The sequence below is a fragment of the Nocardiopsis sp. iso_238 genome (assembly GCF_056173325.1).
Map to the genome: position 1 here is coordinate 3,469,089 of NZ_CM149668.1, position 22,388 is coordinate 3,491,476.

General features: G+C 73.0%; 18 protein-coding genes. 10 read left to right on the forward strand and 8 right to left on the reverse strand.

The window, feature by feature from the left end:
- Positions 1 to 19 precede the first annotated feature (19 nt).
- The gene (gene pgi / locus AC0VYL_RS15565) at positions 20 to 1,717 is read right to left on the reverse strand and encodes a glucose-6-phosphate isomerase (RefSeq protein ID WP_475480574.1); all 1,698 of its coding nucleotides are present in this window, start codon (positions 1,715 to 1,717) and stop codon (positions 20 to 22) included.
- A 201-nt stretch (positions 1,718 to 1,918) separates the two neighbouring features.
- The gene (locus AC0VYL_RS15570; RefSeq protein ID WP_475453703.1) at positions 1,919 to 2,818 is read right to left on the reverse strand and encodes an ion transporter; all 900 of its coding nucleotides are present in this window, start codon (positions 2,816 to 2,818) and stop codon (positions 1,919 to 1,921) included.
- A 164-nt stretch (positions 2,819 to 2,982) separates the two neighbouring features.
- Between AC0VYL_RS15570 and AC0VYL_RS15575 the strand changes: the two genes are divergently transcribed.
- Positions 2,983 to 3,294, forward strand: coding sequence for a hypothetical protein (locus AC0VYL_RS15575; protein ID WP_475480575.1), 312 nt, complete (start codon positions 2,983 to 2,985; stop codon positions 3,292 to 3,294).
- Here the strand turns inward: AC0VYL_RS15575 and AC0VYL_RS15580 are convergent.
- A complete protein-coding gene (locus AC0VYL_RS15580) occupies positions 3,272 to 3,961 on the reverse strand; it encodes a FadR/GntR family transcriptional regulator (RefSeq protein WP_475480576.1) in 690 nt (229 codons plus the stop codon). The genes AC0VYL_RS15575 and AC0VYL_RS15580 overlap by 23 nt on opposite strands.
- A gap of 258 nt (positions 3,962 to 4,219) precedes the next feature.
- Here AC0VYL_RS15580 and AC0VYL_RS15585 point away from each other — a divergent pair, with 258 nt between their 5' ends.
- From AC0VYL_RS15585 to AC0VYL_RS15600, 4 genes are all read left to right on the forward strand, one after another.
- Entirely contained in the window at positions 4,220 to 4,960 is a 741-nt protein-coding gene (locus AC0VYL_RS15585; RefSeq protein WP_475480577.1) for a (Fe-S)-binding protein, read from the forward strand.
- On the forward strand, positions 4,957 to 6,378 hold the full coding sequence (locus AC0VYL_RS15590) for a lactate utilization protein B (RefSeq protein ID WP_475480578.1): 1,422 nt from the start codon (positions 4,957 to 4,959) through the stop codon (positions 6,376 to 6,378). Before AC0VYL_RS15585 ends, AC0VYL_RS15590 begins: the two co-directional genes overlap by 4 nt.
- A complete protein-coding gene (locus tag AC0VYL_RS15595; protein WP_475463100.1) occupies positions 6,375 to 7,058 on the forward strand; it encodes a LutC/YkgG family protein in 684 nt (227 codons plus the stop codon). Before AC0VYL_RS15590 ends, AC0VYL_RS15595 begins: the two co-directional genes overlap by 4 nt.
- 172 nt (positions 7,059 to 7,230) lie before the next feature.
- On the forward strand, positions 7,231 to 8,442 hold the full coding sequence (locus AC0VYL_RS15600; protein WP_475480579.1) for an alpha/beta hydrolase family protein: 1,212 nt from the start codon (positions 7,231 to 7,233) through the stop codon (positions 8,440 to 8,442).
- A 27-nt stretch (positions 8,443 to 8,469) separates the two neighbouring features.
- Here the strand turns inward: AC0VYL_RS15600 and AC0VYL_RS15605 are convergent, their stop codons facing one another.
- Both AC0VYL_RS15605 and AC0VYL_RS15610 read right to left on the reverse strand, forming a co-directional pair.
- The gene (locus AC0VYL_RS15605) at positions 8,470 to 9,876 is read right to left on the reverse strand and encodes a cytochrome P450 family protein (protein WP_475480580.1); all 1,407 of its coding nucleotides are present in this window, start codon (positions 9,874 to 9,876) and stop codon (positions 8,470 to 8,472) included.
- A gap of 105 nt (positions 9,877 to 9,981) precedes the next feature.
- On the reverse strand, positions 9,982 to 11,478 hold the full coding sequence (locus AC0VYL_RS15610) for a serine hydrolase domain-containing protein (protein ID WP_475480581.1): 1,497 nt from the start codon (positions 11,476 to 11,478) through the stop codon (positions 9,982 to 9,984).
- 197 nt (positions 11,479 to 11,675) lie between these two features.
- On the opposite strand from AC0VYL_RS15610, the gene AC0VYL_RS15615 reads away from it, so the two are divergent.
- From AC0VYL_RS15615 to AC0VYL_RS15625, 3 genes are read left to right on the forward strand one after another with little or no spacing between them, the layout of a single operon-like run.
- Positions 11,676 to 12,953, forward strand: coding sequence for a DUF2786 domain-containing protein (locus AC0VYL_RS15615; RefSeq protein WP_475480582.1), 1,278 nt, complete (start codon positions 11,676 to 11,678; stop codon positions 12,951 to 12,953).
- 57 nt (positions 12,954 to 13,010) lie between these two features.
- Entirely contained in the window at positions 13,011 to 13,799 is a 789-nt protein-coding gene (locus tag AC0VYL_RS15620; RefSeq protein ID WP_475480583.1) for an RNA ligase family protein, read from the forward strand.
- A complete protein-coding gene (locus AC0VYL_RS15625; RefSeq protein WP_475480584.1) occupies positions 13,783 to 14,907 on the forward strand; it encodes an AAA family ATPase in 1,125 nt (374 codons plus the stop codon). Before AC0VYL_RS15620 ends, AC0VYL_RS15625 begins: the two co-directional genes overlap by 17 nt.
- On the opposite strand, the gene AC0VYL_RS15630 is transcribed toward AC0VYL_RS15625, so the two are convergent.
- Complete coding sequence (locus tag AC0VYL_RS15630; protein ID WP_475453725.1) at positions 14,904 to 15,332, reverse strand: pyridoxamine 5'-phosphate oxidase family protein; 429 nt, start codon at positions 15,330 to 15,332, stop codon at positions 14,904 to 14,906. The two genes, AC0VYL_RS15625 and AC0VYL_RS15630, sit on opposite strands and share 4 nt — an antisense overlap.
- A 317-nt stretch (positions 15,333 to 15,649) precedes the next feature.
- Here AC0VYL_RS15630 and AC0VYL_RS15635 point away from each other — a divergent pair, with 317 nt between their 5' ends.
- A complete protein-coding gene (locus tag AC0VYL_RS15635; RefSeq protein ID WP_475480585.1) occupies positions 15,650 to 17,074 on the forward strand; it encodes an MFS transporter in 1,425 nt (474 codons plus the stop codon).
- Between the two features lie 429 nt (positions 17,075 to 17,503).
- Here AC0VYL_RS15635 and AC0VYL_RS15640 read toward each other — a convergent pair whose 3' ends face one another.
- Together AC0VYL_RS15640 and fxsA are read right to left on the reverse strand one after the other, a co-directional pair.
- The gene (locus AC0VYL_RS15640; RefSeq protein WP_475453729.1) at positions 17,504 to 19,192 is read right to left on the reverse strand and encodes an nSTAND1 domain-containing NTPase; all 1,689 of its coding nucleotides are present in this window, start codon (positions 19,190 to 19,192) and stop codon (positions 17,504 to 17,506) included.
- A 147-nt stretch (positions 19,193 to 19,339) separates the two neighbouring features.
- Complete coding sequence (gene fxsA / locus AC0VYL_RS15645; protein WP_378736865.1) at positions 19,340 to 19,513, reverse strand: FxSxx-COOH cyclophane-containing RiPP peptide; 174 nt, start codon at positions 19,511 to 19,513, stop codon at positions 19,340 to 19,342.
- Positions 19,514 to 19,858: 345 nt separating this feature from the next.
- On the opposite strand from fxsA, the gene fxsT reads away from it, so the two are divergent.
- Positions 19,859 to 22,363, forward strand: a complete 2,505-nt coding sequence (gene fxsT / locus AC0VYL_RS15650) for an FxSxx-COOH system tetratricopeptide repeat protein (protein ID WP_475480586.1) — start codon at positions 19,859 to 19,861, stop codon at positions 22,361 to 22,363.
- Positions 22,364 to 22,388: the final 25 nt, after the last annotated feature.

Sequence of the window (22,388 nt, forward strand, 5' to 3'; positions counted from 1 at the left end):
CCGGGGAGCGGCCGTCCCGCTACGCGGGGTCGCGCCCGCGCAGGCCCCGGTAGCGCCGCACCAGTGCCTCGGTGGAGGCGTCCAGACCGCGCACCCCGACACCCTCGGTCAGGGCGGGCTGCACCCTCTTCGCCAGGACCTTGCCCAGCTGCACGCCCCACTGGTCGAAGGAGTTGATGTTCCACACCGCGCCCTGGACGAACACCTTGTGCTCGTAGAGGGCGACCAGCTGGCCCAGCACCGACGGGTCAAGCCGGTCCGCCAGGATCGTCGTGGTCGGCCGGTTGCCGGGGAACGTGCGGTGCGGGACGAGGTCCGCGGGCACCCCCTCCTCGGCGACCTCGTCCGACGTGCGCCCGAACGCCAGCGCCTGTCCCTGCGCGAACAGGTTGGCCATCAGCAGGTCGTGCTGGGGCACCAGCCCCTCGGGCAGGTCCGGGGCGGGACGCGCGAAGCCGAGCAGGTCGGCGGGCACGAACCGGGTGCCCTGGTGCAGCAGCTGGAAGTAGGCGTGCTGCCCGTTGGTCCCGGGTGTCCCCCACACCACCGGACCGGTCTGCCAGCGGACCGGGCGGCCGTCGCGCTGGACCGACTTGCCGTTGGACTCCATGTCCAACTGCTGGAGGTAGGCGGTGAACTTCGACATGTGGTGGCTGTAGGGCAGCACCGCGTGGCTCTGGGCGCCGAAGAACCCGCCGTACCAGACCCCGAGCAGGCCGAGCAGGAACGGCAGGTTGCGCTCGGGGGGCGCCTGGCGGAAGTGCGTGTCCATCGAGTGGAACCCGGCGAGCATCTCACGGAACCGCTCCGGCCCCAGGGCCACCATGAGGGAGAGGCCGATCGCGGAGTCGTAGGAGTAGCGGCCGCCCACCCAGTCCCAGAACTCGAACATGTTCGCGGTGTCGATCCCGAAGCGCGCGACCTCCTCCGCGTTGGTCGAGACCGCCACGAAGTGCCGGGCGATCGCGTCGGAGTCCGCCCCCAGCCCGGCCAGGAGCCAGTCCCGGGCCGCGGTGGCGTTGGTGACCGTCTCCAGGGTGGTGAAGGTCTTCGAGGCGACCACGAACAGGGTGCGCTCGGGATCGGCGTCGATCAGCGCCTCGTGCAGGTCCGTGCCGTCCACGTTGGAGACGAAGCGGAACCCCAGTCCCCGGTCCGTGTACGGACGCAGCGCCTCGTAGGCCATGGCCGGACCCAGGTCGGAGCCGCCGATGCCGATGTTGACCACCCGGGTCACCGCCTTGCCCGTGTGGCCCAGCCACGACCGGGAGCGCACACGGTCGGCGAAGGCCGCCATGCGCTCCAGGACCCCGTGCACCTCGGGCACCACGTCGCGCCCGTCCTCCCGGAACACCGCGTCACGCGGGGCGCGCAACGCGGGGTGCAGGACGGCGCGGTCCTCGGTGAGGTTGATGTGGTCGCCGCGGAACATGGCGTCGCGCAGGGCGGCGACGCCGGTGGCCTTCGCGAGGTCCGTGAGCAGGTCCAGGGTCTCCCGCGTGAGGAGGTTCTTGGACAGGTCCGCGTGGAGGTTCCCGACGTCGAGCGTGAACCGGTCGACCCGCCCGGAGTCCTCCGCGAAGAGGGTCCGCAGGTGGGTGTCGCCGAAGCGCTCGCGGTGCTCGGCCAGCGCGGTCCACTCCTCCCGACGGTCCAGGGGGACGGGTACGTCGCCCCCGACGTCCTCGGTCCGAGGAAGGGGTGTACTCGCAGACATCCGGTCGCTCCTCGTCGTCCATGGTCGGCTTGCGGCGGCCTTCCGGGACACCGCGTGCGGCTGTCCCCCTACCCTCCCACGAAAGCCGCCAACCACGGGCCCTTCCACGCACGTCAGAGCGCCCGCGAACACGGTTCACACCCGCCCCGGCCCGTGCCCCGCACCAGCGGGGACGGGCCGGGGCCCCTCGGGACCGTCGGGCTAGATGCGCTCGCGCTCGCTCCGGAGCAGCTCGCGCTCGTCGCGCAGCGAGGCCACCTCGGCGCGCAGCGCCCGCAGCTCGTCGAGGATCTGCCGCTGCCCCTCGTCCGGCGAACGGTCGGCGCCGCCGTCCGGGGAGTCTCCGGGGTCCTCGTCGGGGCCGCCGCTCCCCTTGGAGCCCGGGGCGCCGCCCGGGCCGGGCCTGCCGTACTGCTCCTCGTGCCCGGCCTTGTCCAGAGCCTCGACCGCGACCGCGATGAACAGGTTCAGGGCGATCAGCGTGGACACCATGACGAAGACGACGAAGAAGACCCAGGCATAGGGCTGGTGCTTCATCACCTCCGACGCGATGTTGCTCCAGCCGTCGGCGGTGAAGATCTGGAAGAGGGTGAACAGCGAGGTCCCCAGGTCCCCGAAGTGCTGCGGGGCGTCGGTGGAGAAGAGGCGGGTGGCCATCACCGCCGAGACGTACAGCAGCAGGACCACCAGGACCATGATCGAGGCCATGCCGGGCATCGCGCGGAACAGTCCGGTCACCACGTGGCGCAGAGACGGGATCACCGACAGCAGGCGCAGGACGCGCAGGACCCTCAGCACCCTCAGCACCGCGAACGGACCGGAGGCCGGGAGCAGGGCGATCCCGATGATCACCATGTCGAACCAGCTCCAGGGGTCCCGGAAGAAGTCCCGGCGATGGGCGAACATCCGCAGCCCCATCTCGACGACGAACAGGGTCAGGATCACCCGGTCGACGCTCGTGAGGAGGTCACCGTGGTTGTCCATCATCCGCTTCGACGTCTCGAAACCGAGGATCACGGCGTTGATCAGGATGAGGGTTATGACGCTGGCCTGGAACCAGGGGGCCTCGACGAGGGCACGGACGCGTTCACGCGTGGTCACTGGGAGGAAAACTCCGTCTCTGTCTTCGGACGACGGCGCAAAAGCCTACCGTCGACGGGGGCGCCCCGTTTCGTCCTCGTCCCTCTCGGTACGTCCCCTACTGGCGTCTCCCGCCGCGACCAGGCATCATCGAAGACAGGGAAACCGAGGCGAGGGGGCCGCCGATGACGGAATCCGCCGAGTTCGACGGGGACGCCACGGACATCGACGACGTGGACGCCGAGATGGACGTGGGCGCCCCGGACCAGGACTCCGCCGTGGCGGAGTACCTGGAGGACCACCCCGAGGACTACCGCATAGAGGAGATCGAGGACCACGAGGCACTCGGTATAGACGCCGAAGTCGGCCGGGAGGTTCCGGACGGGGAGTCGGAACCTGAGGGGGACCCGCCTCCGGCACCCGGACGCGAGAGCCTGTCCCGGGTGCTCCGGGCCGAGCAGTACGCCGACCGGGTCAACCGTCGGCTCGAAGGCTGAGCCAGCGCTCCACCCGCAGCACGTGCGCGGCGGCGGCCGCCCGGGCCGCCTCCGGATCGCGGGCGTGCAGCGCCTCGTGGATGCGTCTGTGGTCCTGGAAGAGGGTGTCGGTGAGCCCTTCACGACCGAGCCCGGCCCAGACCCGTTCGTTGAAGGTGCGCGAGGACAGCCCGGCGTGGACGGCGGAGAGCGTGGCGTTCTCCGCGCAGGCCACGACGGCCCGGTGGAAGTCGAGATCGTCGGCGGGCGCGCGGTCGGCGTCGGCCTCCATGCGGTCGAGGAGGTCACCGATCCGGGCCAGGTCCTCGGGGGTGGCCCGGGCGGCGGCGATCGCGGTGGCGGCGGGTTCGATCATGCGGCGGACCTGGAGGACCTCCAGCAGGGTCTCGTCGCGTGAGACCTCGGCCAGGACGGAGAAGGCCTCCAGCAGGTCGGCGGGGCGCAGCGCGGTGACGTAGACGCCCGCGCCGTGGCGGACCGCCAGCACGCCCAGTGTGGTGAGGGCGCTGATCGCCTCGCGCACCGAGCCCCGGGAGACGCCCAGCCGGGCGGAGAGCTCCCGTTCGGTGGGCAGCCGCTCCCCCGGGCCCACCTCGCCGTCGGCGATCATCGCCTTGATCCGCTCGACCGCACGCTGGGCCACCGGGGTCCGTACGTCCTCGACCACGCCACTCCCCCGTCTCCGTCACGAACACGGAGATTCTACTCGGAGTCCGCGCTCGTCGCCGCGTGGTCTCGCACATTGGTCGGACCACATGGCGGGATATGGAAGCCTGCGAGGCACGGACACACCCCGAGGGTCGGACTGTCAAGGGGTTCTTGATCCGTCTCGTACGGCTGTGCAAAAGTGGTCGGACCACTTGCCTCGGTTGTCGTCCGTCGGACCGGACGCTCCTCCCACCGGGCCGGGGCGCGAAGGAGGCCCATGCGCGTCGCGCTGTTCGTCACCTGTGTCAACGACACGCTCTTCCCCGACACCGGTCGCGCGGTGGTGCGACTCCTGGAGCGGCTGGGCCACGAGGTGGTCTTCCCCGAGGACCAGACCTGCTGCGGTCAGATGCACTACAACACCGGGTACCGGCGCCCCGCCGCCCGGCTCGCGGTGCGCTTCGCCCGGACCTTCGGCGGCGCCGACGCCGTGGTGGTCCCCTCGGCCTCGTGCGCGGCGATGGTCCGCGACAACTACCCCCGCCTCGGCGCGGCGGGCAGCAGACTCTCCCGCAGGATGGCCGACCTGGGCCCCCGCGTGTACGACCTCACCGAGTTCCTCGTGGACGTGCTCGGGGTGACCGACGTGGGCGCCTACTTCCCGCACCGGGTGGTCTACCACCCCACCTGCCACGGGCTGCGCTTCCTCGGCCTGGGCGACCGCCCGTACCGGCTACTGCGCGCCGTGCGCGGCCTGGAACTGCTCGAACTGCCCGGCGCCGCCGAGTGCTGCGGGTTCGGCGGCACGTTCTCGGTCAAGAACGGCGACGTCTCCGCCGCCATGGGGTTCGACAAGGCCCGTCACGTGGCCGGGACCGGCGCCGAGGTCCTGTGCGCGGTCGACAACTCCTGCCTGATGCACATCGGCGGCACCCTGTCCCGTCAGCGTTCCGGTGTCCGGATCGCCCACATCGCGGAGATCCTCGCCAGTACCGAGAAGGAGTACGCGCACGCATGAGCGCCACGTTCCTGGGCCTTCCGCCCTTTCCCGAGGCCGCCCGTTCGGCGGTCGGAGACTCCCGTACCAGGCACAACCTGCACGAGGCCACCCACACCATCCGGGGCAAGCGCGACGCGGTCGTCGGTGAGCTGGGTGAGGACTGGCGGCGGCTGCGCGCCGAGGGCGAGCGGATCAAGACCCACACCCTGCGCCACCTGGACCACCATCTGGAACGGCTGGAGGAGGCGGTCCACCGGGCGGGCGGCACGGTTCACTGGGCCGCCGACGCGGCCGAGGCCAACGAGATCGTCACCCGGCTGGTGCGTCGGACGGGTGAGACCGAGGTGGTCAAGGTGAAGTCCATGGCCACCCAGGAGATCGAGCTCAACGGGGCGCTGGAGGCGGCCGGGATCACGGCCTACGAGACCGACCTGGCCGAGCTGATCGTGCAACTCGGTGAGGACCTCCCCTCGCACATCCTGGTGCCCGCCATCCACCTGGCCCGCTCCCAGATCCGGGAGATCTTCCTCAACCGGATGGCGGAGTGGGGGGTGCCCGCACCGCCCGGGCTCACCGACGACCCCCGCGCACTGGCCGAGGCCGCCCGCGTGCACCTGCGGGAGCTGTTCCTGCGCGCCAGGGTGGCGGTCTCGGGGGCCAACTTCGCCGTGGCCGACTCCGGGACGCTCGTGGTGCTGGAGTCCGAGGGCAACGGGCGGATGTGTCTGACCCTGCCGGAGACGCTGATCTCCGTGGTGGGGATCGAGAAGGTCGTGCCCACGTGGTCCGACCTCGAGGTGTTCATGCAGCTGCTGCCCCGGTCCTCCACCGGGGAACGGATGAACCCCTACACCTCCACCTGGACGGGGGTGACCCCGGGCGACGGGCCGCAGGACTTCCACCTGGTGCTGCTGGACAACGGACGCACCGACGTGCTCGCCGACACCGTGGGGCGGCAGGCGCTGCGCTGCATCCGGTGCTCGGCCTGCCTGAACATCTGTCCCGTCTACGAGCGCACCGGCGGTCACGCCTACGGATCGGTCTACCCGGGGCCGATCGGCGCGATCCTCACCCCGCAGCTGCGCGGGATGTCCTCGGAGGTGGACCGGGCGCTGCCGTACGCGTCGTCGCTGTGCGGGGCGTGCTACGACGTCTGCCCGGTGGCCATCGACATCCCGGAGGTCCTGGTGCACCTGCGTGAACAGGTCGCGGAGGGCCCGGGGCACCTCGGTGAGAAGGCCGTCATGGCCGGGGCCGAGGCGGTGTTCGGTTCGGCCCGGGCGTTGGACGCGGTGCAGCGTGCCGCGGGGCTGGTGGGCGGGGACCTGCCCCGGCACCTGCCCGGCACGGCGGGGAAGTGGACCGACACCCGGGACGTGCCGGACGTGCCCGGGGAGTCCTTCCGGCAGTGGTGGAAGCAGAGGGGTCGGCGATGAACGGCGCCGGGAACGCGCGCGGTGGCGACGCCGGGGGCCGGGGCTCCCGTGAACGCGTCCTGGCCCGGGTCCGGGCGGCGCTGTCGGACGTACCCGCCGAGGAACCGGTGGCGCGGCCCCCCGGAGACGGGTACGCGGACCACCACTTCGAGGGGGACGCCCTGGAGGTGCTGGTGGACCGGTTGCTGGACTACCGGGCCCTGGTGGAGAGGGTCCCGGAGGGCGCCCTGCCCGAGGCGATCGCCGCCGCGCTGGAGCGGCGCGGCGCGACCCGGGTGGCGGTCCCCTCGGGCGCACCGCCGGAGTGGTTCTCGGACGTGACGGCGCGTCGGCTCACCGACTCCCCCGGGGAGCCGCTGTCCGTGGCCGACCTCGACGCCTGCGACGGCGTGGTGACCGGGTGCGCGGTGGCGGTCGCGGAGACCGGCACCATCGTGCTGGACGGCGGGCCCGACCAGGGCCGCCGGGCCGTCACCCTGGTCCCCGACTACCACCTGTGCGTGGTCCGGGCCGACCAGGTGGTGGACGGGGTGCCGGGCGCCGTCCGGCTCCTGGACCCGGCGCGGCCGCTCACGTGGATCAGCGGCCCCTCGGCCACCAGCGACATCGAGCTCAACCGGGTGGAGGGCGTGCACGGTCCCCGCACCCTGGAGGTGCTGCTGGTGGAGCCCGCCGACTGAGGCGGCGGGGCCGCGGGCCCACCCCGGTGGGGAGGCGCGGGGTCGTGCCCGCCCCACCGTGGGACCGCGGGCCCGCCCCCAGCGGAGTCGCTGGCGTGCACCCTCGTGCCGTCGGACCGCGCTTCCTAGTGTTCAGGGGATGGCAGACCGACCACGACGGGAAGGTTCCCCGATGCCCCGCCCCTCCACTTCCTCCACCCGCGTTCCCGCTCCCCCGACAGGGACCGCTCGGCGGCGGTCCGCGCCCCTGGCCCTGGCCTGTGCCCTGGCCGTGGGCGGAGCCCTCGCCGCCGGTCCGGCCTCCGCCGCGAACGAACGGGACCGCCCGCCCACCCCCGCCCTGCCCGCACCCACCGGCCCCGCCCCCGTGGGCACCACCGATCTGCACCTGGTGGACACCGACCGCGAGGACCCGTGGTTCGGCGGTGACCGGGAGATCATGGTGACGCTCTGGTACCCGGCCCGCACCGACGCCGGGCGTCCCGCCCCCTACCTGACCGGGGCCGAGTCCGAGGCGATCCTCGCGCAGAGCGGGTTCGACCACCTGCCTCCGGACACCCTGACCCGGGTGCGCACCCACTCCGTGGCGGACGCGCCGCCGGTCCGTACCGACGAGGGCCTGCCCCTCGTGGTGCTCTCCCCCGGAGCCGGGGTGTCCCGGACCTGGATGTCCTCGCTCGGTGAGGACCTGGCCAGCCGAGGATTCGCGGTGGCCGGGATCGACCACCGCCACGAGGCGGCCCCGGTGGAGTTCCCCGACGGACTCGTGGATCGGTGCGGCGCCTGCGCGACCGAACGGTGGGAGGACGGCGCGGTGAACCGGGCCGACGACGTCTCCTTCCTCCTGGACGAGTTGGAGGGCGGCGAGGCCTGGCGATGGTCCGGGCTGGTCGCGACCGACCGGACCGGGATGGTGGGCCACTCCTGGGGCGGGGCGGCCACCGCCCAGACGCTGGTCACCGAGGAGCGCGTGGACGCCGGACTCAACCTGGACGGTCCCTACTACCCCGCGCAGCTGGAAGGGGAGATCGACAAGCCGCTCGCGCTGCTCGCCAACGGCCAGGGACAGGCCTGGGAGGGCTGGGACGAGCGCTGGGCGGGCCTGACGGGCTGGCGCCAGTGGATCCGGGTCACCGACTCCGGGCACTCCACCGCGCTGGACCGGGGCGTGCTCATGGAACAGCTCGGGCTGCGGGACACGATGACCCCGGAGCAGTGGCGTGCGCAGTTCGGCGCCCTCCCGGTGGCGCACGGGGTGGACCTCGTGCGGACGTACGCCGGCGCCTACTTCGACCACCACCTGCGCGGCGGTGACCAGCCCCTCCTGGACGACCCGGAGGGCGTCCACCCCGAGCTGGTCGTGGTGGACCCCGAAGGGGACTGAGCTCCCGATCGCACCGGCCCCCGGGGTTCAGCTCCGGGGGCTCCAGCGCTCCAGGAGCTGTTCGAGGGGGTCGGGGTCGTGCGGTTTCTCAGCGAAGGGCGCCTGGTAGCGGGCGCCCCGGCCGACGGGGCGGCGCTTCCGGCGCCGGGCTCCGCGCCTCGCCTCGGGTTCGGGCTCCGCGGACGGCTCGGGCTCCCCGGTCGGGACGAACCGCACGGGCAGCTCCTCCGGCCCGCCGGGGGACGCGCGTCGTCGCGGTCCGTCGGGTCCGACCGCCGAGACCATGCCCCTCATCCGGTCCAGCGCCGTGTCGATGGCGGTGCGCACCAACTCCTGGGTGAGCGACGCGGCCGGGCAGCGGTGGGCTCCGGCGCCCCAGGACAGATGGGCGCGGTTCCCGACCAGCAGGTCCACTGCGGCACCGGTGCCTCCGGAGACGGAGGGGTCCGTGTGCGCGGCGCCGAACCCGAAGAGCAGCGGTTGCCCCCGCCGGACCAGGACCCCCGAGATCCGGAGGTCCGTCGTGGCGTAGCGCCCCGCGAGCACGCTGACCGGGGGGTCGGTCCACATGACGTAGTCGAGGAAGTCCTCCGGGGTGAGCGTCCCGCCGAGGTAGGCGGTCCACACTCCGGGGTCCCCGACCAGCAGGCGGAGCGCGTTGCCGATGAGGTGGGTGGTGGGTTCGAGCCCCGTCGCCCAGAGCAGGCGCAGTGCCTCGGCCGCCTCGTCGTCGGTCAGTCCGTGCGGGTGCTCCAGGATCACGGAGGTGACGTCACTCCCGGGTTCGGCGCGCTTGCGGGCGACCAGCCCCCGGAAGTAGGCGCGCACGGCCGGTGCCGCCGTCGCCGCCCGCCGCGCGTCGTCGCCGCGCAGGCGGGCGGTGAGGTCGGCGAGCAGGTGCCCGTAGGAGTCGGGGAGTCCGAGGAGTTCGTTGAGGACGAGTGCGGGCAGGGGTAGGGCGTACTGCCCGACGAGATCGGCCGCGCCCTTCGCCCCGACCCGGCCGATCAGCCGCACGGCGGCGCGCTGCACCACCGGGACCAGCCGTTGGGTGCCCACGGAGGCCAGCGTGTCCACGATCGGGAGGCGCAGGCGCTGGTGTTCGTCGCCGTCGCGTGCGAGCGCCGCGCCTCGGATCGGCAGCGCACCGTCGGCTCCCCAGGGGCGGGGGTCGGCGGAGAAGTGGTTCTGGTCGCGCAGGACCCGGAGGTTCTCCTTGTAGCCGAGCAGGAGCCAGCCGGGGACGCCGGGTGCGACCTCCACGGGGACCAGGCCTCCGTGCCGGGACCGCAGCCGGTCCCAGGGAGGTTCCGCACCGGGTGTCGGGCTCCAGTGGAGGGAGGGGGCGGCCTCTCCCGTGCGGGGGCAGCGCGGAGCCTCCGCCGCTCCGTCCGGGACCGCGTCGTCGCCCGTGGACCCGGTTCCCTGACGCATGGAGACTCCTCGGTGGCTGCGGTGGGGACGACGCTAGGGCGCCGATGTTTCCGAGGTGCTTCCAGGAGGAAAGGGGCGTCTTTCGCCGTCGGGCACCGGCACCCTTCACCGGACAGGGGTGGAGGAATCGGACCGGCCTCGCCGGAGACGGACGAGCCGTGCCGCCGCGACCGCGACGCACACCAGGGCCACGAGGCCGAGCAGGGCGACGGGGCCGGGGAACAGGCGCCAGAGGATGCCCCAGGTGAGGTCCTGGCTCCGGTACAGCACGCCCAGCGCGTGGTCCAGCACCGCGAAGAGCACCACGGGCACGGCCAGCGGGACCAGGCGCGACGCGGTGCGCCAGCCGGACGCACCGGCCCGGCGCGCCGCCCAGGTCCCGGACCGCCGCACACCCCGGGCCCCGAGCCACACCGCGACCCCCGCCAGGGCCAGCGTGGCCGAGTCGACCACCGGTGCGCGCGTACCCGACGCCGGTTCCGGACCGCCCTCCTCGATCAGGGCCACCAGCGCCTCGGTGAGCACGGCGGCGTGCGCGTCCATCCCGGCGGTGTTCACCATGACGGAGATTCCGTGGCCGGACTCGGGCAGCAGCACCTGGTGGGCGGTGGCGGTGAACAGCTCTCCGCCGTGTTCTATCCGGGGCGCCCCCGAGGGTGTCGTCCCCACGGACCAGCCCAGCCCGTAGGTGCCGCCGGTGGCCGGTGAGGGCGTGTGCGTGAGGGCGACGCCCTCCGGAGTGGCGATCCGGGTGCCGTCGGCGGACGCCCCGCCGTTGTTCTGGGCGATCAGCCAGGAGGCCATGTCGTCGGCGGTGCTGAGCACGCCCCCGGAACCCGCGCCGAAGGAGGGGACCTCCGTGGCCGGGAGTCCCCGCCGGAGGAACATGAGGTGGCCGCGCGCGGAGGAGGGCAGGTCCAGGTCCGTGGCGACGGTCGTGCTGTCGGTCATGCCGAGGGGGTCCAGGACCCGCTCGTGCAGCCGGTCCGCGAACGACCGCCCGCTGACCACCTCCACGAGACGGGCCGCCACCTGGAAGTTCGGGTTGTGGTACGAGTACCGCGTCCCGGGGTCCGCCGCGAACCGCACCCCGTCCATGCCCGCGACCGCGGTCCTCAGGTCGGGCACGCGTCCCCGGCCGAACTCGTCGAACCCCGCGCCGCTCATCCCCGAGGTGTTGTCCAGCAGCTGGCGCACGGTGACCGCGTCCGCGCGGGGGTCGTCCGGGTCGAACTCGGGAAGGTGCGCGCGGACCGGGTCGTCGAGTCCGATCTCGCCGTCCTCGACCAACTGCACGACCGCCAGCGCGGTGAAGGCCTTGCTGGCCGACGCGATCGCCATGGGGGTGTGCGCGGTCACCGGGTCGCCCGTGGCGGTACGGCCGTACCCCCGGGCGCGCACGGTCTCCGTGCCGTGGGTGACGGCCACGGCCACCCCGGGGGCGCCGGTGGCCTCCATGTGGTCGCGCACGACCGCGTCGACGGCCTCGGCGGTGGCGGCCGCGGTGCTCGCGGTCGAGGCGCCGACGGGGGCCGGAACGGCGACGGCGAACAGCAGGGCCGTCGAGGCGACCGTGCGGGTCAGGGTCGTTGTCATGGGCATGGCACCGACGCTAGGCGGCCGGGTTCCGCGCAGCCATGGGGCGACCCCTCCGGACGTCCTGCGGGAAACCGGAGGGCGCGGGGGGTGTGATCCCCCACCCCGCCGTCGAAGCCGCAGGCCGGTAGGATGGCCAGTCGGCCCGAAGGGGGCCGCAACGGCCGCAGGGCCCGACAGTCTCTCGAACGGGGAGTGCCACCGTGGGCAGGAAGGGCCGCAGACGCGGCGACGCGCGGGCCGGGGACGAGTGGGCCGGGCCAGGGCCCACGGACACACCCGTGGAGGTGGTCACCGGCGCCGTCGAGGCGCTCGTGCGCGGGCAGGAGGGCGGTGGGGTCGACCTCGCGTCGGCCCGGCTGGCCGACGCCGAGGACCCGGCGTGGGCGGGTGCGGCGGGCCGTGCGCTCCTCGACACCCTCCTCTTCGCGGTCGCCGACGCCTGGGCGCGCGGCTGGCAGCCCACGGAGACGGTCCGGCACGTGTCCCGCGAGTCCGGGCCGCTGACCGCGGCCGTGTGCGCGGAGGCCGTCACCGCCGACCTCGAACGCCACTCCGCCGCCACGGTGGACCCCCGCTGGACCGAGCAGGTGCGTGCCCTGGGTGCGACCGCCCCGGCATCGGGTGACCAGCACCTGACCCGGTTGGGCGCCGAGCACGGCCTGCTGAGGTTCGAGGCGGTCGAGGTGGTGCTCCGGCTCCTGGCCGTGTTGCGCGTGCTGCCGCCGATGCGTCGGCTGGGCCCGCCGCCGGGAACCTTCCGGCCGGGCGTGAACACCTCGGCTCCGGTGGACCGGGGACGGCTCCAGCGCGTGCGCGCGCTGCTGGCCAAGGCCGAGTCCACCGAGTTCCCGCAGGAGGCGGAGGCGCTGACCGCGCGGGCCCAGGAGATGATGGCGCGGCACAGCATCGACCTCGCCCTGGTGGCGCAGGACCCCGAGGAGCCCGAGGCCGCCTCGGCCCGCAGGCTCCCGGTGGACTCCCCCTACGACGAGCACCGGGCCGTGCTGCTCAACGAGGTCGCGGAGGCCAACCACTGCCGCGCCGTCTGGCACCGCGAGCTGGGGCTGAGCACGGTGATGGGGTTCCCCGGCGACGTCGAGGCGGTGGACCTGCTGTACACGTCGCTGCTGGTCCAGGCCGAGGCCGCGATGCGGGTGAGCGGCGCGAGGCGGGACCGGTCCGGGCGCGGGGCGCGCAAGGACTTCCGGGCGTCGTTCATGTCCGCGTTCGCGGTGCGGGTGGGCGAGCGGCTGTCCGAGTCGGCGCGCGCCGCCGAGGAGGCCGTCACCGCCGAGACCGGCACCGACCTCGTCCCGGTGTTCGCCGCCCGGGAGAAGGCCGTGGAGGCCGCCGTGGACGAGGCCTTCGGCGCGCTGGCCTCCTCCCGGGTCCGGGGCCCCTCCAGCGCCGAGGGCTGGTACGAGGGGCGCGCCGCCGCCGACGCCGCCTCCCTGGGCAGCCGCACCAGGCTGGCCTGAGCGCTCGGGCGGGAAAACCGCTGGCCCCGGAGTCCGTCCGGTGTGTACAACCGTCACATGCTTCGCAAGTACCCCCGCACCCGGCACATCCGCGGGTCGCGGCTCCAACACGGTGACCACGACCTGTCGGCCGAGCCGTTCGCGCACCTGGCCGGACGGCACCTGGTCGTGGAGGAGAAGCTGGACGGCGCCAACGCCGGGATCAGCTTCGGGCTTGACGGTCGGCTGCGGCTCCAGAGCCGCGGCCACTACCTGACCGGCGGCCCCCGGGAACGGCAGTTCGCCCCGTTCAAGGCCTGGGCGGCGGCGGTGGCGCCCGTGCTGTGGCCCCGGTTGGGCGACCGGTACGTGCTCTACGGCGAGTGGGTGTACGCGCGGCACACCGTCTTCTACGACGCGCTGCCGCACTACTTCTGCGAGTTCGACGTGCTGGACACCCGCGACGGGACGTTCCTGTCCACTCCACGAAGACGCGCGCTCCTGGCCGGTACGCCCGTCGTGTCGGTTCCGGTGCTGCACGAGGGCCCCCTGGCCTCACTCGGGGAACTGACCTCGCTGGTGGGGGCCTCCACGTGCCGGACCCCCGCGTGGCGCGGCGCCCTGGCCGACGCCGCCAGGGCCGGTGGCGCCGACCCGGAACGGGCCCTGGCGGAGACGGACGGCTCCGACCTCATGGAGGGGTTGTACGTCAAGGTCGAGGAGGGCGACCACACGGTCGACCGGTACAAATGGGTGCGGTCGGAGTTCACCTCCGCGATCCTGGACGCGGGCACGCACTGGCTGGACCGGCCGCTGATCGCCAACTCCCTGGCCGACCCGGAGGTGCTGTATGCGGCCGTTCGATGAGCTCTGCCCCGCGCCGCCGCACTGGGACCTGGACTGGGGCCGGGTACGCGAGGCCTTCGCGTGGGTGCGGGACCTCGCCGGGGTCGAGCAGGACCCGGTCCACCACGCCGAGGGGGACGTGGAGGTGCACACCCGCATGGCGTGCGAGGCCCTCGCGGATCTGCCCGAGTGGCGCGCCCGGCCCGTCGGGGAACGGGTCCGGCTCTTCGCGGCGGTGCTCCTGCACGACGTGGCCAAGCCCCTGTGCACCCGGCGCGACGAGGACGGCCGGGTGACCGCCCACGGGCACTCCCGAGGCGGTGACCTGCTGGCACGCCGGATCCTCTGGGAGGCCGGGGCACCGGTCGAGTGGCGTGAGCACGTCGCGGCGCTGGTCCGCCACCACCAGGTGCCCTTCTGGGCCCTGGAACGCCCGGACCTGCGCCGGATCGCGTTCCGCGCCAGCCTGCTGGCCCGCAACGACGACCTGGTGCTGTTGGCCACCGCCGACATCCTCGGACGCCGCTGCGGAGACGCCTCGGAGGTCCTGGAGAACGTCGGGCTGTACGCCGAGTACTGCGCCGAGCAGCGCTGCCTGGACGTACCGCGCGCCTTCCCGTCCGACCACGCGCGGTTCTGGTTCTTCCGCAGACCCGACCGCGACCCGGACTACGCCGCCCACGACGACACGCGGCTGACCGTGACGGTGATGTCCGGCCTGCCCGGCGCGGGCAAGGACCACTGGATCAGGGCGAACCGCCCGGACGTGCCGGTGGTGAGCCTGGACGCGCTCCGCACGGAACTGGGCGTGCGGCCCACCGCCGACCAGCGTCCGGTGGCCGCGGCCGCCACCGAGCGCGCCCGCGAGCACCTGCGCGCCGGCCGGTCGTTCGTCTGGAACGCCACCAACGTCTCGCGCGACCTGCGCGGGAGGTCGGTGTCCCTGGCCGCGGACTACCGGGCCCGGGTGGAGATCGTGGCGCTGGAGGCGCCGCCCCGGGTGCTGCGCGAGCGGATGGGCCGCAGGTCCGCACCGGTGCCGCCAGCGGCGGTGGAACGGCTGGTCCGGCGTTGGGAGTGCCCCGATCCGACCGAGGCCCACCGGGTGGCCCGGCTGGAGACCGGCTAGCCGGGGGTCGGGGTGGTCTCGGGGGCGGTTCCGGCCATGAGCCACCGGGTGACACCGACCTCCAGGAGGGAGCGGCGCGGGTCCCCGCCGTAGGGAGTGCGCGGGTCCCAGTCGTAGCGGTCGCGGAAGGCCGCCAGCACGTCCTCCGGGAAGTGGTCATGGAGGACGGCCCGCCCCTGGACGACCACGGGGGCGTCCCCGTCCTCCAGGGCGAGGGACACCCTCGGGTCGCGTAGGGCGTTGCGGGCCTTGACGGAGGCGGTGGACACCCCGATCCACCAGCGCTCCCGGAGGTGGACGAACCACACCGGGACCACGTGGGGCGATCCGTCGGCGCGCAGTGTGCACAGCCAGACGTTGCGGTCGTCGGCCAGGCGCGGGCGCAGGTGTGCGGGGGCGGGCAGGAAGGGCTCGGGGTGGGGCACGGTACTCCTCGGCTCGGGTTCCCGAGCAGTGTGCGCCCTCAACCAGAGTTGAGGTCAATCGGAGAAAACGGTATAAAACGTCCAATCACCCTTTCCCCTGTTGACACTTGCGACCCAGACACTCATGTTGAACACCAACAGGCCTAAGGGACGCGCTTTTCCGGATAGCATGACCCGGGACCTTCAGAACCGCGTGGACCACGCCGATCGGGTCAGCACACGCCCTACACCACAGGGCCTGCCGCATTCGGATTTGTCACCCCGGTGCACCTTGCGGGGTTTTTCGGCACCCACGTTTTCCATCTGCATTGAGAACGATGTCAACAACGGAACCCCGTGTTGGGGAGACCTTTCCGACTCGAGACACCGGACGTTGGCGACGCCATTTCGCGTTGCTGTGGAGCAGTGTGGCGCTGGCCAGCCTCGGGACCATGACCTTCGGTCTGGCCGTCCCCCTCCTGGCCCTGTTCCACACCGGGTCTCCCGTCCTGGCCGGTTGGATCGCCGCGGCCGGGATGGTGCCCCGCACCGTCCTGCACATACCCGTCGGCCTCGTGGTGGACCGCCACGACCCGCGCACCGTCATGGTCGTCGGCCTGGCCACCCGTGTCGCCTGCGTCGTCCTGTTCGTCGGCCCGGTCCTGGTGTTCGACGCGCCCGTCGTCCTGCTCGCCGTCGCCTCGGCCCTGCACGGCGTGTGCGGCACACTGCACGCCACGGCGGGGGCGGCGGCGGTGCCCCTGCTCGTGCCCCGGGACGAGCTGGCCGGCGCGGCCGCCAAGAACGAGGCACGCACCGACGCCACCCAGATGATCGGCCGCCCCCTCGGCGGCGCCCTGTACGGGGTGGCGCACGGGCTGCCCGCGCTCTTCGACACCGTCGTCTCCGCCCTGGGGCTGTGGGCGGCCTGGCTGCTGCCCCGGACCAGGACCGCGTCGCGGCGCTCCGGCCCCCGGCACGGTGTCGTCCGGGATCTGGCCGGGGGGTTCCTGCTGCTGCGCTCGGACCGCTTCCTGCTCCGGTCGCTGCTCGTGTGCACCATCACCAACGCGCTGTTCCAGTCGGTCTGGCTGATCATCATGATGACCGCCACCGACGAGGAGCTGTCCGCCTTCCTGCTGGGCGTGGTGCTCGCCGCCACCGGCGCCGGGGGGCTGCTCGGCGCCCTGCTCGCCCCGGTCCTGGTCCGCAGGCTCACCCCCACCCGGATGGTGGTGCTCTGCCTGTGGGCGTGGCTGACCCTGACCCTGCTGCTGGTCGTGGCCGAGCGGGCCGGGCCGACCTGGCTCCTGGCGGCGCTGCCCGTGGTCTGGGGCGGCATCGGGTTCGTCGGCGCGCACATGAACGTCACCGTGGCCACGTACCACACCACCCACGTTCCCCCCGAGTACCTGGGGCGCCTCACCGGCACCGTGCGCTTCCTCAGCGGCGGCGCCCTGCCCGTGGGCATGCTGTGCGGCGGCTACGCGCTGGAGTCACTCGGCGTGCACGGCACCGTCCTGCTCGTGTGCGCCGCCGTCGGAACGCTCACCCTCGCGTTCACCCTGGCTCTTGTTCTGCGCTCGGGTCATCCTCGAACGGCACCGCGAAGGAACCGGCCGCGCCCCCGGACCGTACGACGGGGGCCACCGCCTCCAGCACCCACTCCGCCGGAACCGCCTCGGCCAGAGCCCGAAGACCCGAGGCCAAATCCCGGTGCACCTGCTCAGCGCTCCGGTCGGTACGCGCCTGGACGTGGTTGAGGGCCTCGTCCACCGCGTCGCGGAGGGCGTCGACCCGGTCCTGGCCGTCCGGTGAGAGGACGTCGCGCATGCGCTCCACCGCGATCACCGCCTCGAAGATGTCCGTCCGGGCCTGGCGCACGAGTTCGGACAGGTCGTCGCCGCCCTGCCGGGACGGACCGTGCAGGCGGATCTGCGCGATGCTGCGCATGCCGATGTCGAGCCGCAGCACGCTGCCGCGCACCTCCTCCAACCGGGTGCGCACCTCCCGCTCCCGGGCCAGCCCCCTCTCGTGGTCGCGCAGCTCCCGCTCCCGCTCCAGGGCGTGCTCGGCGCGCCACCGCTCGACCTGGGCGGCCCGGTGCCCCGACAGGGCCGTGGCCCCCAGGGTGCTGACGGCGGTGATGACACCGGTGATCAGGGCGACCAGCACGGTGGAGTCGAACAGGCTCAACTCGTTCCTCCCTTGGCGACGCCCCGCTGTTCGGCCCGGATCTCACCGCGCGTGCGCCGCGCCTCGGTGATCCCGCCGCCGCCCACCATGGCGCCCTCCAGGACGTCCAGGGCGGAACTCCCCTGCCCCGCGAGCCAGAGCACCTGCCCGATCCCGGTGCGCAGGCTGGGGTCCGCGTGCACGCGCCCCTCGGCCGCCGCCAGGCCCGTGAGGCCCGCCGACCGCTCTCCGAGCATCAGGCGGTTGCGCGCCTCGGCCACCAGCAGGCGCGAGACCGCCGCCCCGTCACCGACCGCCTCCCGTTGCCGTGCGGCGTCCGCGTAGTGTCCGGCCGCCGCACGGTGGTCGCCGCGCTCGAAAGCGAGGTCGCCCAGGAGCGCCGTGAGCAGCGCGCGCTCCCTCGGTCCCGGCGCCGGTCGCGAGCTCAGGCCCCGACGCGCCTGCTCGGCCGCCAGGGCCGTCTCCCCTCGGGTGTGGGCGACGCGGGCGGCGTCCAGGGGGCTCGGCTCGCCCTGGTCGTCGGGCGTTCGGGGGAACGGGGACAGCGCCGCCAGGGGGCGCGCCAGCCTCGGATGGCGTAACAGGTAGGCGGAACCGTCCCGGTTCGCGGTGACCAGGTGGCGGTCCTCCAGGGCGTGGACCACCCCGGGGGTGAGCTCGCCGTCCGGATCCTCACAGGCGGGACGGCCCACGCCCCGGGGCCCGGCCTCGGCCACCGCGCGCAGCCAGGCGTGCGGGACCTCCGGGGACACCAGGTGCTCGTGTGCCACCCGGGCCAGAACCCCCGACAGGTACGCGGTGAGGACGCGGTCGACCTCGGCGTCGGAGTCCGGCACCAGGGCGTTTCCGGACCCGCTGGCCTCCTCCCAGAGCGCCTGTCCCAGGACCTGGAGGAGGGCGGGCTCGACGGTGTCGCCGCGGGCACCGGCGCGGCTCCCCTCCTCGCGCGCGGCGCGGGCCTGCTCGACGAGTCGGCCGGAGTCCCGGGCGGCGGTACGCGAACCGGCCAGGGTCAGGGAGCGCGTCACCACCTCGGCGGCGGTGCCCGGGGCGAACGGCGCCAGCCCCACCTCGGCGTGGTCGACCTCCCGCTTCTCCACCAGGCGCCGGAGTTCGTCGAGGTGCTGCGTGCGCACGGTCAGCAGCAGGTGCAGGTCGGGGCGGTGCTCCACGGCGGTGAACAGTTCGTCGAGGAAGTCCCTGCGCACGGGCTCGGGCGCGGCCGAACGCCGCAGCAGGAGTTCGGTCTGGTCCAGGACGGCGAAGACCGGCCGGGGCAGGCCCTGCCGGTCGGTGCTCTCGTGGGTGCGCAGGTAGTCGGTGATCGAGGTGCCCGGCCCGTGCGTGGGGAAGTCCGAGGGGCTCCACAACGCCAGCAGCGCCCGGCTGTAGGGGTTCTGACCGGGGAGTATCGCGGCGGGGAAGCCCGGGTCGAAGCGGAGCTCGCCCAGGGGGAGGACGGTGCTTCCCCGATCGGTGAGCGCGGGCAGCGCACCGGCTCCGACCAGGGAGGTCTTCCCCACCCCGTTGTCCCCGTGGAGGACGGTGAGCCGGTGGCGGCCCCAGGAACGCACCAGTTCCTCGGTCTCGGAACGGCGGCCGAGAAAGTGTCGCCGGTCCTGGGCACGGAAGGGCCGCGCCCCGACGAACGGTCCGTGCGCGTGGACGATGGCGGCTCGTGTCATGAAGCAGCTCCCGGCCAGCGAGAATGGAGACAGCACCTGTGTGAGGAGCGCTGTCCATGGTGTCACGGGTCAGGGCGCGGTTTCGAGCCCCGGTGACATTCCTGTGTCCTTTTCGCCGCACCGACGACGTGTCGCCACCGAACGGTCCTACTCGGGGTCGTTGACGAACCCGGCCACGACCTCGGCGCCCGCTTCTCCGGGGTCGAGCACCGTACGCAGCGCCTCGGCTATCGCCGAACCGCCGATACCCTCCAGGTCGCGCAACGACAGTTCACCCACGTCCACCAGCGCCGTTCCGCCGGTGAACCCGTGTTCTCCCATGTGTTCGCCTCCGCGTCGTAGCGGCCGCCGTTCCGCGGCCAACCGCGAACGGTCGGTGGGGCCCGCCCATTCGCCCCGGCGTTTTCGATTCGCCGTCCAGAAGTTACTACCACACACCTGTCCTTCCCTAACCTCTTCGCCTACTCTGATGAGGTTGACGAATCCCTCAGGCAACAAGTACCGACACGACACAACACCGGGGCTTCTCACGTTGATGGGGAAAAGAATTCCTGGTGGGGCCTATGTGAAACCGGAGGACAACGCGTGACCGCTTCCAAAGGGACCCCCCAGGGCCAGAACAAGAACCGTTTCCCGGAAGGGCACGGCGGAAACAGATTCCCGGAAGTGTGGGGGCGCGTTCCGCCGCGTCACAAGAACTTCACCGGCCGCGACGAACAGATCAGCGCGCTCCGTGCCGGACTGCTCAACCAGGTCACCGCCGTGGTCCCCCACCCCTCGGACCCGGTGGTCCCCCACACGCTCCAGGGGTACGGCGGGGTCGGGAAGACCCTCATGGCCGTGGAGTACGCCCACCGGTACCGGAGCGAGTACGACCTGGTCTGGTGGGTCATGGCCGACCAGCCCGGTCTTGTGGACTCCGCGCTGGCCCACCTCGCACCGCACCTGGGCCTGCCCGGACCGGGGGTGACCGGCGTCGAGGACGCCGCCGACGCGGTGCTGGAGGCCCTGCGCAAGGGCGAGCCGTACGCGCGCTGGCTGCTCATCTTCGACAACGCCGACGAGCCGGAGGAGCTCACCGAGGTCATCCCGCAGGGGCCCGGGCACGTCCTGATCACCACCCGCAACCACCGGTGGGAGGGCGTCGCGGAGACGGTGCCGGTCAACGTGTTCAGCGAGCACGAGAGCGTGGAGTTCCTCAAGAAGCGCATCCCGCGCGGGATCACCACCGAGGAGGCCGTCGAGCTGTCCGAGGCCCTGGGGTACCTCCCCCTGGCGCTGGAGCAGGCCGGAGCCCTCCAGTCCGAGACCGGCATGTCCACCCAGGAGTACCTGCGCCTGCTGTCCGAGCGCACCGGCCCGCTGCTGCGCGAGGGCAAGCCGCCGGAGTACCCCAAGCCGATGACCGCCGCGTGGCAGCTGTCCGTGGAGAAGCTCAAGGAGAACCTGCCTGAGGCGATGGAGCTGCTGCGCTGCTGCGCCTTCTTCGGCCCGGAGCCCATCCCCCGCGACCTCTTCTTCCCGGTGGACGAGGGCCCGATCCGCCCCGAGATGGCGGAGCTGATGGCCGACCCGATCCGGTTGAGCAAGGCCATCGGACAGCTGGGCCGCTACGCCCTGGTCCGGCTCGACCAGGCCAACCGCACCATCCAGGTGCACCGGCTGATCCAGGCGCTGCTGCGCGAGGAGCTGGACGAGGCCACCCAGGAGTCGATCCGGGTCGAGGTGTGGTCCCTCCTGAGCGCGGCGGCGCCGAACAGCTTCACGGACGCGTCGGCCCAGGCGCGCTACCTCGAACTGCTCTCCCACATGCGCCCGGCCGGGGTCGCGGAGTCGGACCGGCCCGAGGTGCGGCGCTTCGCGCTGAACATGCTGAACTTCCTCTACGTCTCCGGCAACTACGAGACCGCCAGCCGGTACGCCCGGAACTTCATCGAAAAGTGGACGGCCGACTCCGGCGAGGAGGACTCCTTCGTCCTGGAGGCCCAGGCCAAGTACGCCAACCGGCTCCGGGACCTGGGCAGGTACATCGCCTCGCACGACCTCAACCTGGCGATCCTCCCGAAGATGCGCCGCACGCTGGGCCACGCCCACCCGGAGACCCTCTCCGTGCTCTCCGGCCTGGGCGCGGACTACCGTGCCCGCGGCGACTTCTGGCAGGCCCGCGAACACGACGAGGAGGTGCTGCGCCAGTACCAGGAGGCCTTCGGCCCCAACAACACCGCCACTCTGCGCGCCCTGTACAACCTGGCCCTGGACCACGCCCTCACCAGTGACTTCGCTGGTGCGCAGAGCAAGCACGAGCGCGCCTACATGCTGTTCAAGCGCAGCGGACCGGCAGGGGGCTCACCGACGCTGCTGGCGTTCTGGTCCGGGCTGGCCCAGGTGGTGCGGCTGTCCGGTGACTACACCGAGGCCTGCGACCTGGGTGAGGACGCGCTCGCCTACGGCCGGGAGCAGCTGGGTGTGGAGGACCCCCGCACCCTGCGCGCCCAGGTGGACCTGGCGATCGCCCGGCGGCTCTCGGGTGAGCTGGACGAGGCGCTCGAACTCGGCCAGGACGCGCACTCGCGCTATCTGCGCCTGCGCGGGATCAACCACCCGGACACCCTGGCCGCGGCGATGTGCCTGGCCAACCTGTGGCGGATGACCGGCGAGCTGGCCGGGGCCCTGGAACTGGCCGAGGACACCGACATGCGCTACGCCCAGGCCTACGGGGCCGACCACCCGTACAAGCACGGCTGCACGAGCAACGTGGCGCTGCTGTACCGGCTGATGGGCGACCCGGCGCGCTCGCGTTCGATGAACGAGTCGGCGCTCAACGCGCTGGAGGCCAGGCTCGGCCGCAACCACCACTACACCCTGGCGGCCGCGACCAACCTGGCCAGCGACCTGGCCGCGCTGGGCGAGGCCAAGAACGCCACGCGGCTGGGGCGGGGCACGCTGCGCCGCTACCGGGCCCTGCTGGGCGAGGAGCACCCGAGCACGCTGGCCTGCGCCTCCAACCTGGTGCTGGACCTGCGCGCCGAGCACGAGACGGAGGACGCCGACGAGCTGGCCGAGCACACCTTCACCGGTTACCTGCGCTCCCTCGGCCGTGAGCACTCCTACACCGGTGCCGCTGGCGAGGGCCGCCGACTGGTCGCGGACTTCGACCCCCCGCTGCTCTGACCCCCCGTGGGCGGGTCGGTGTCCG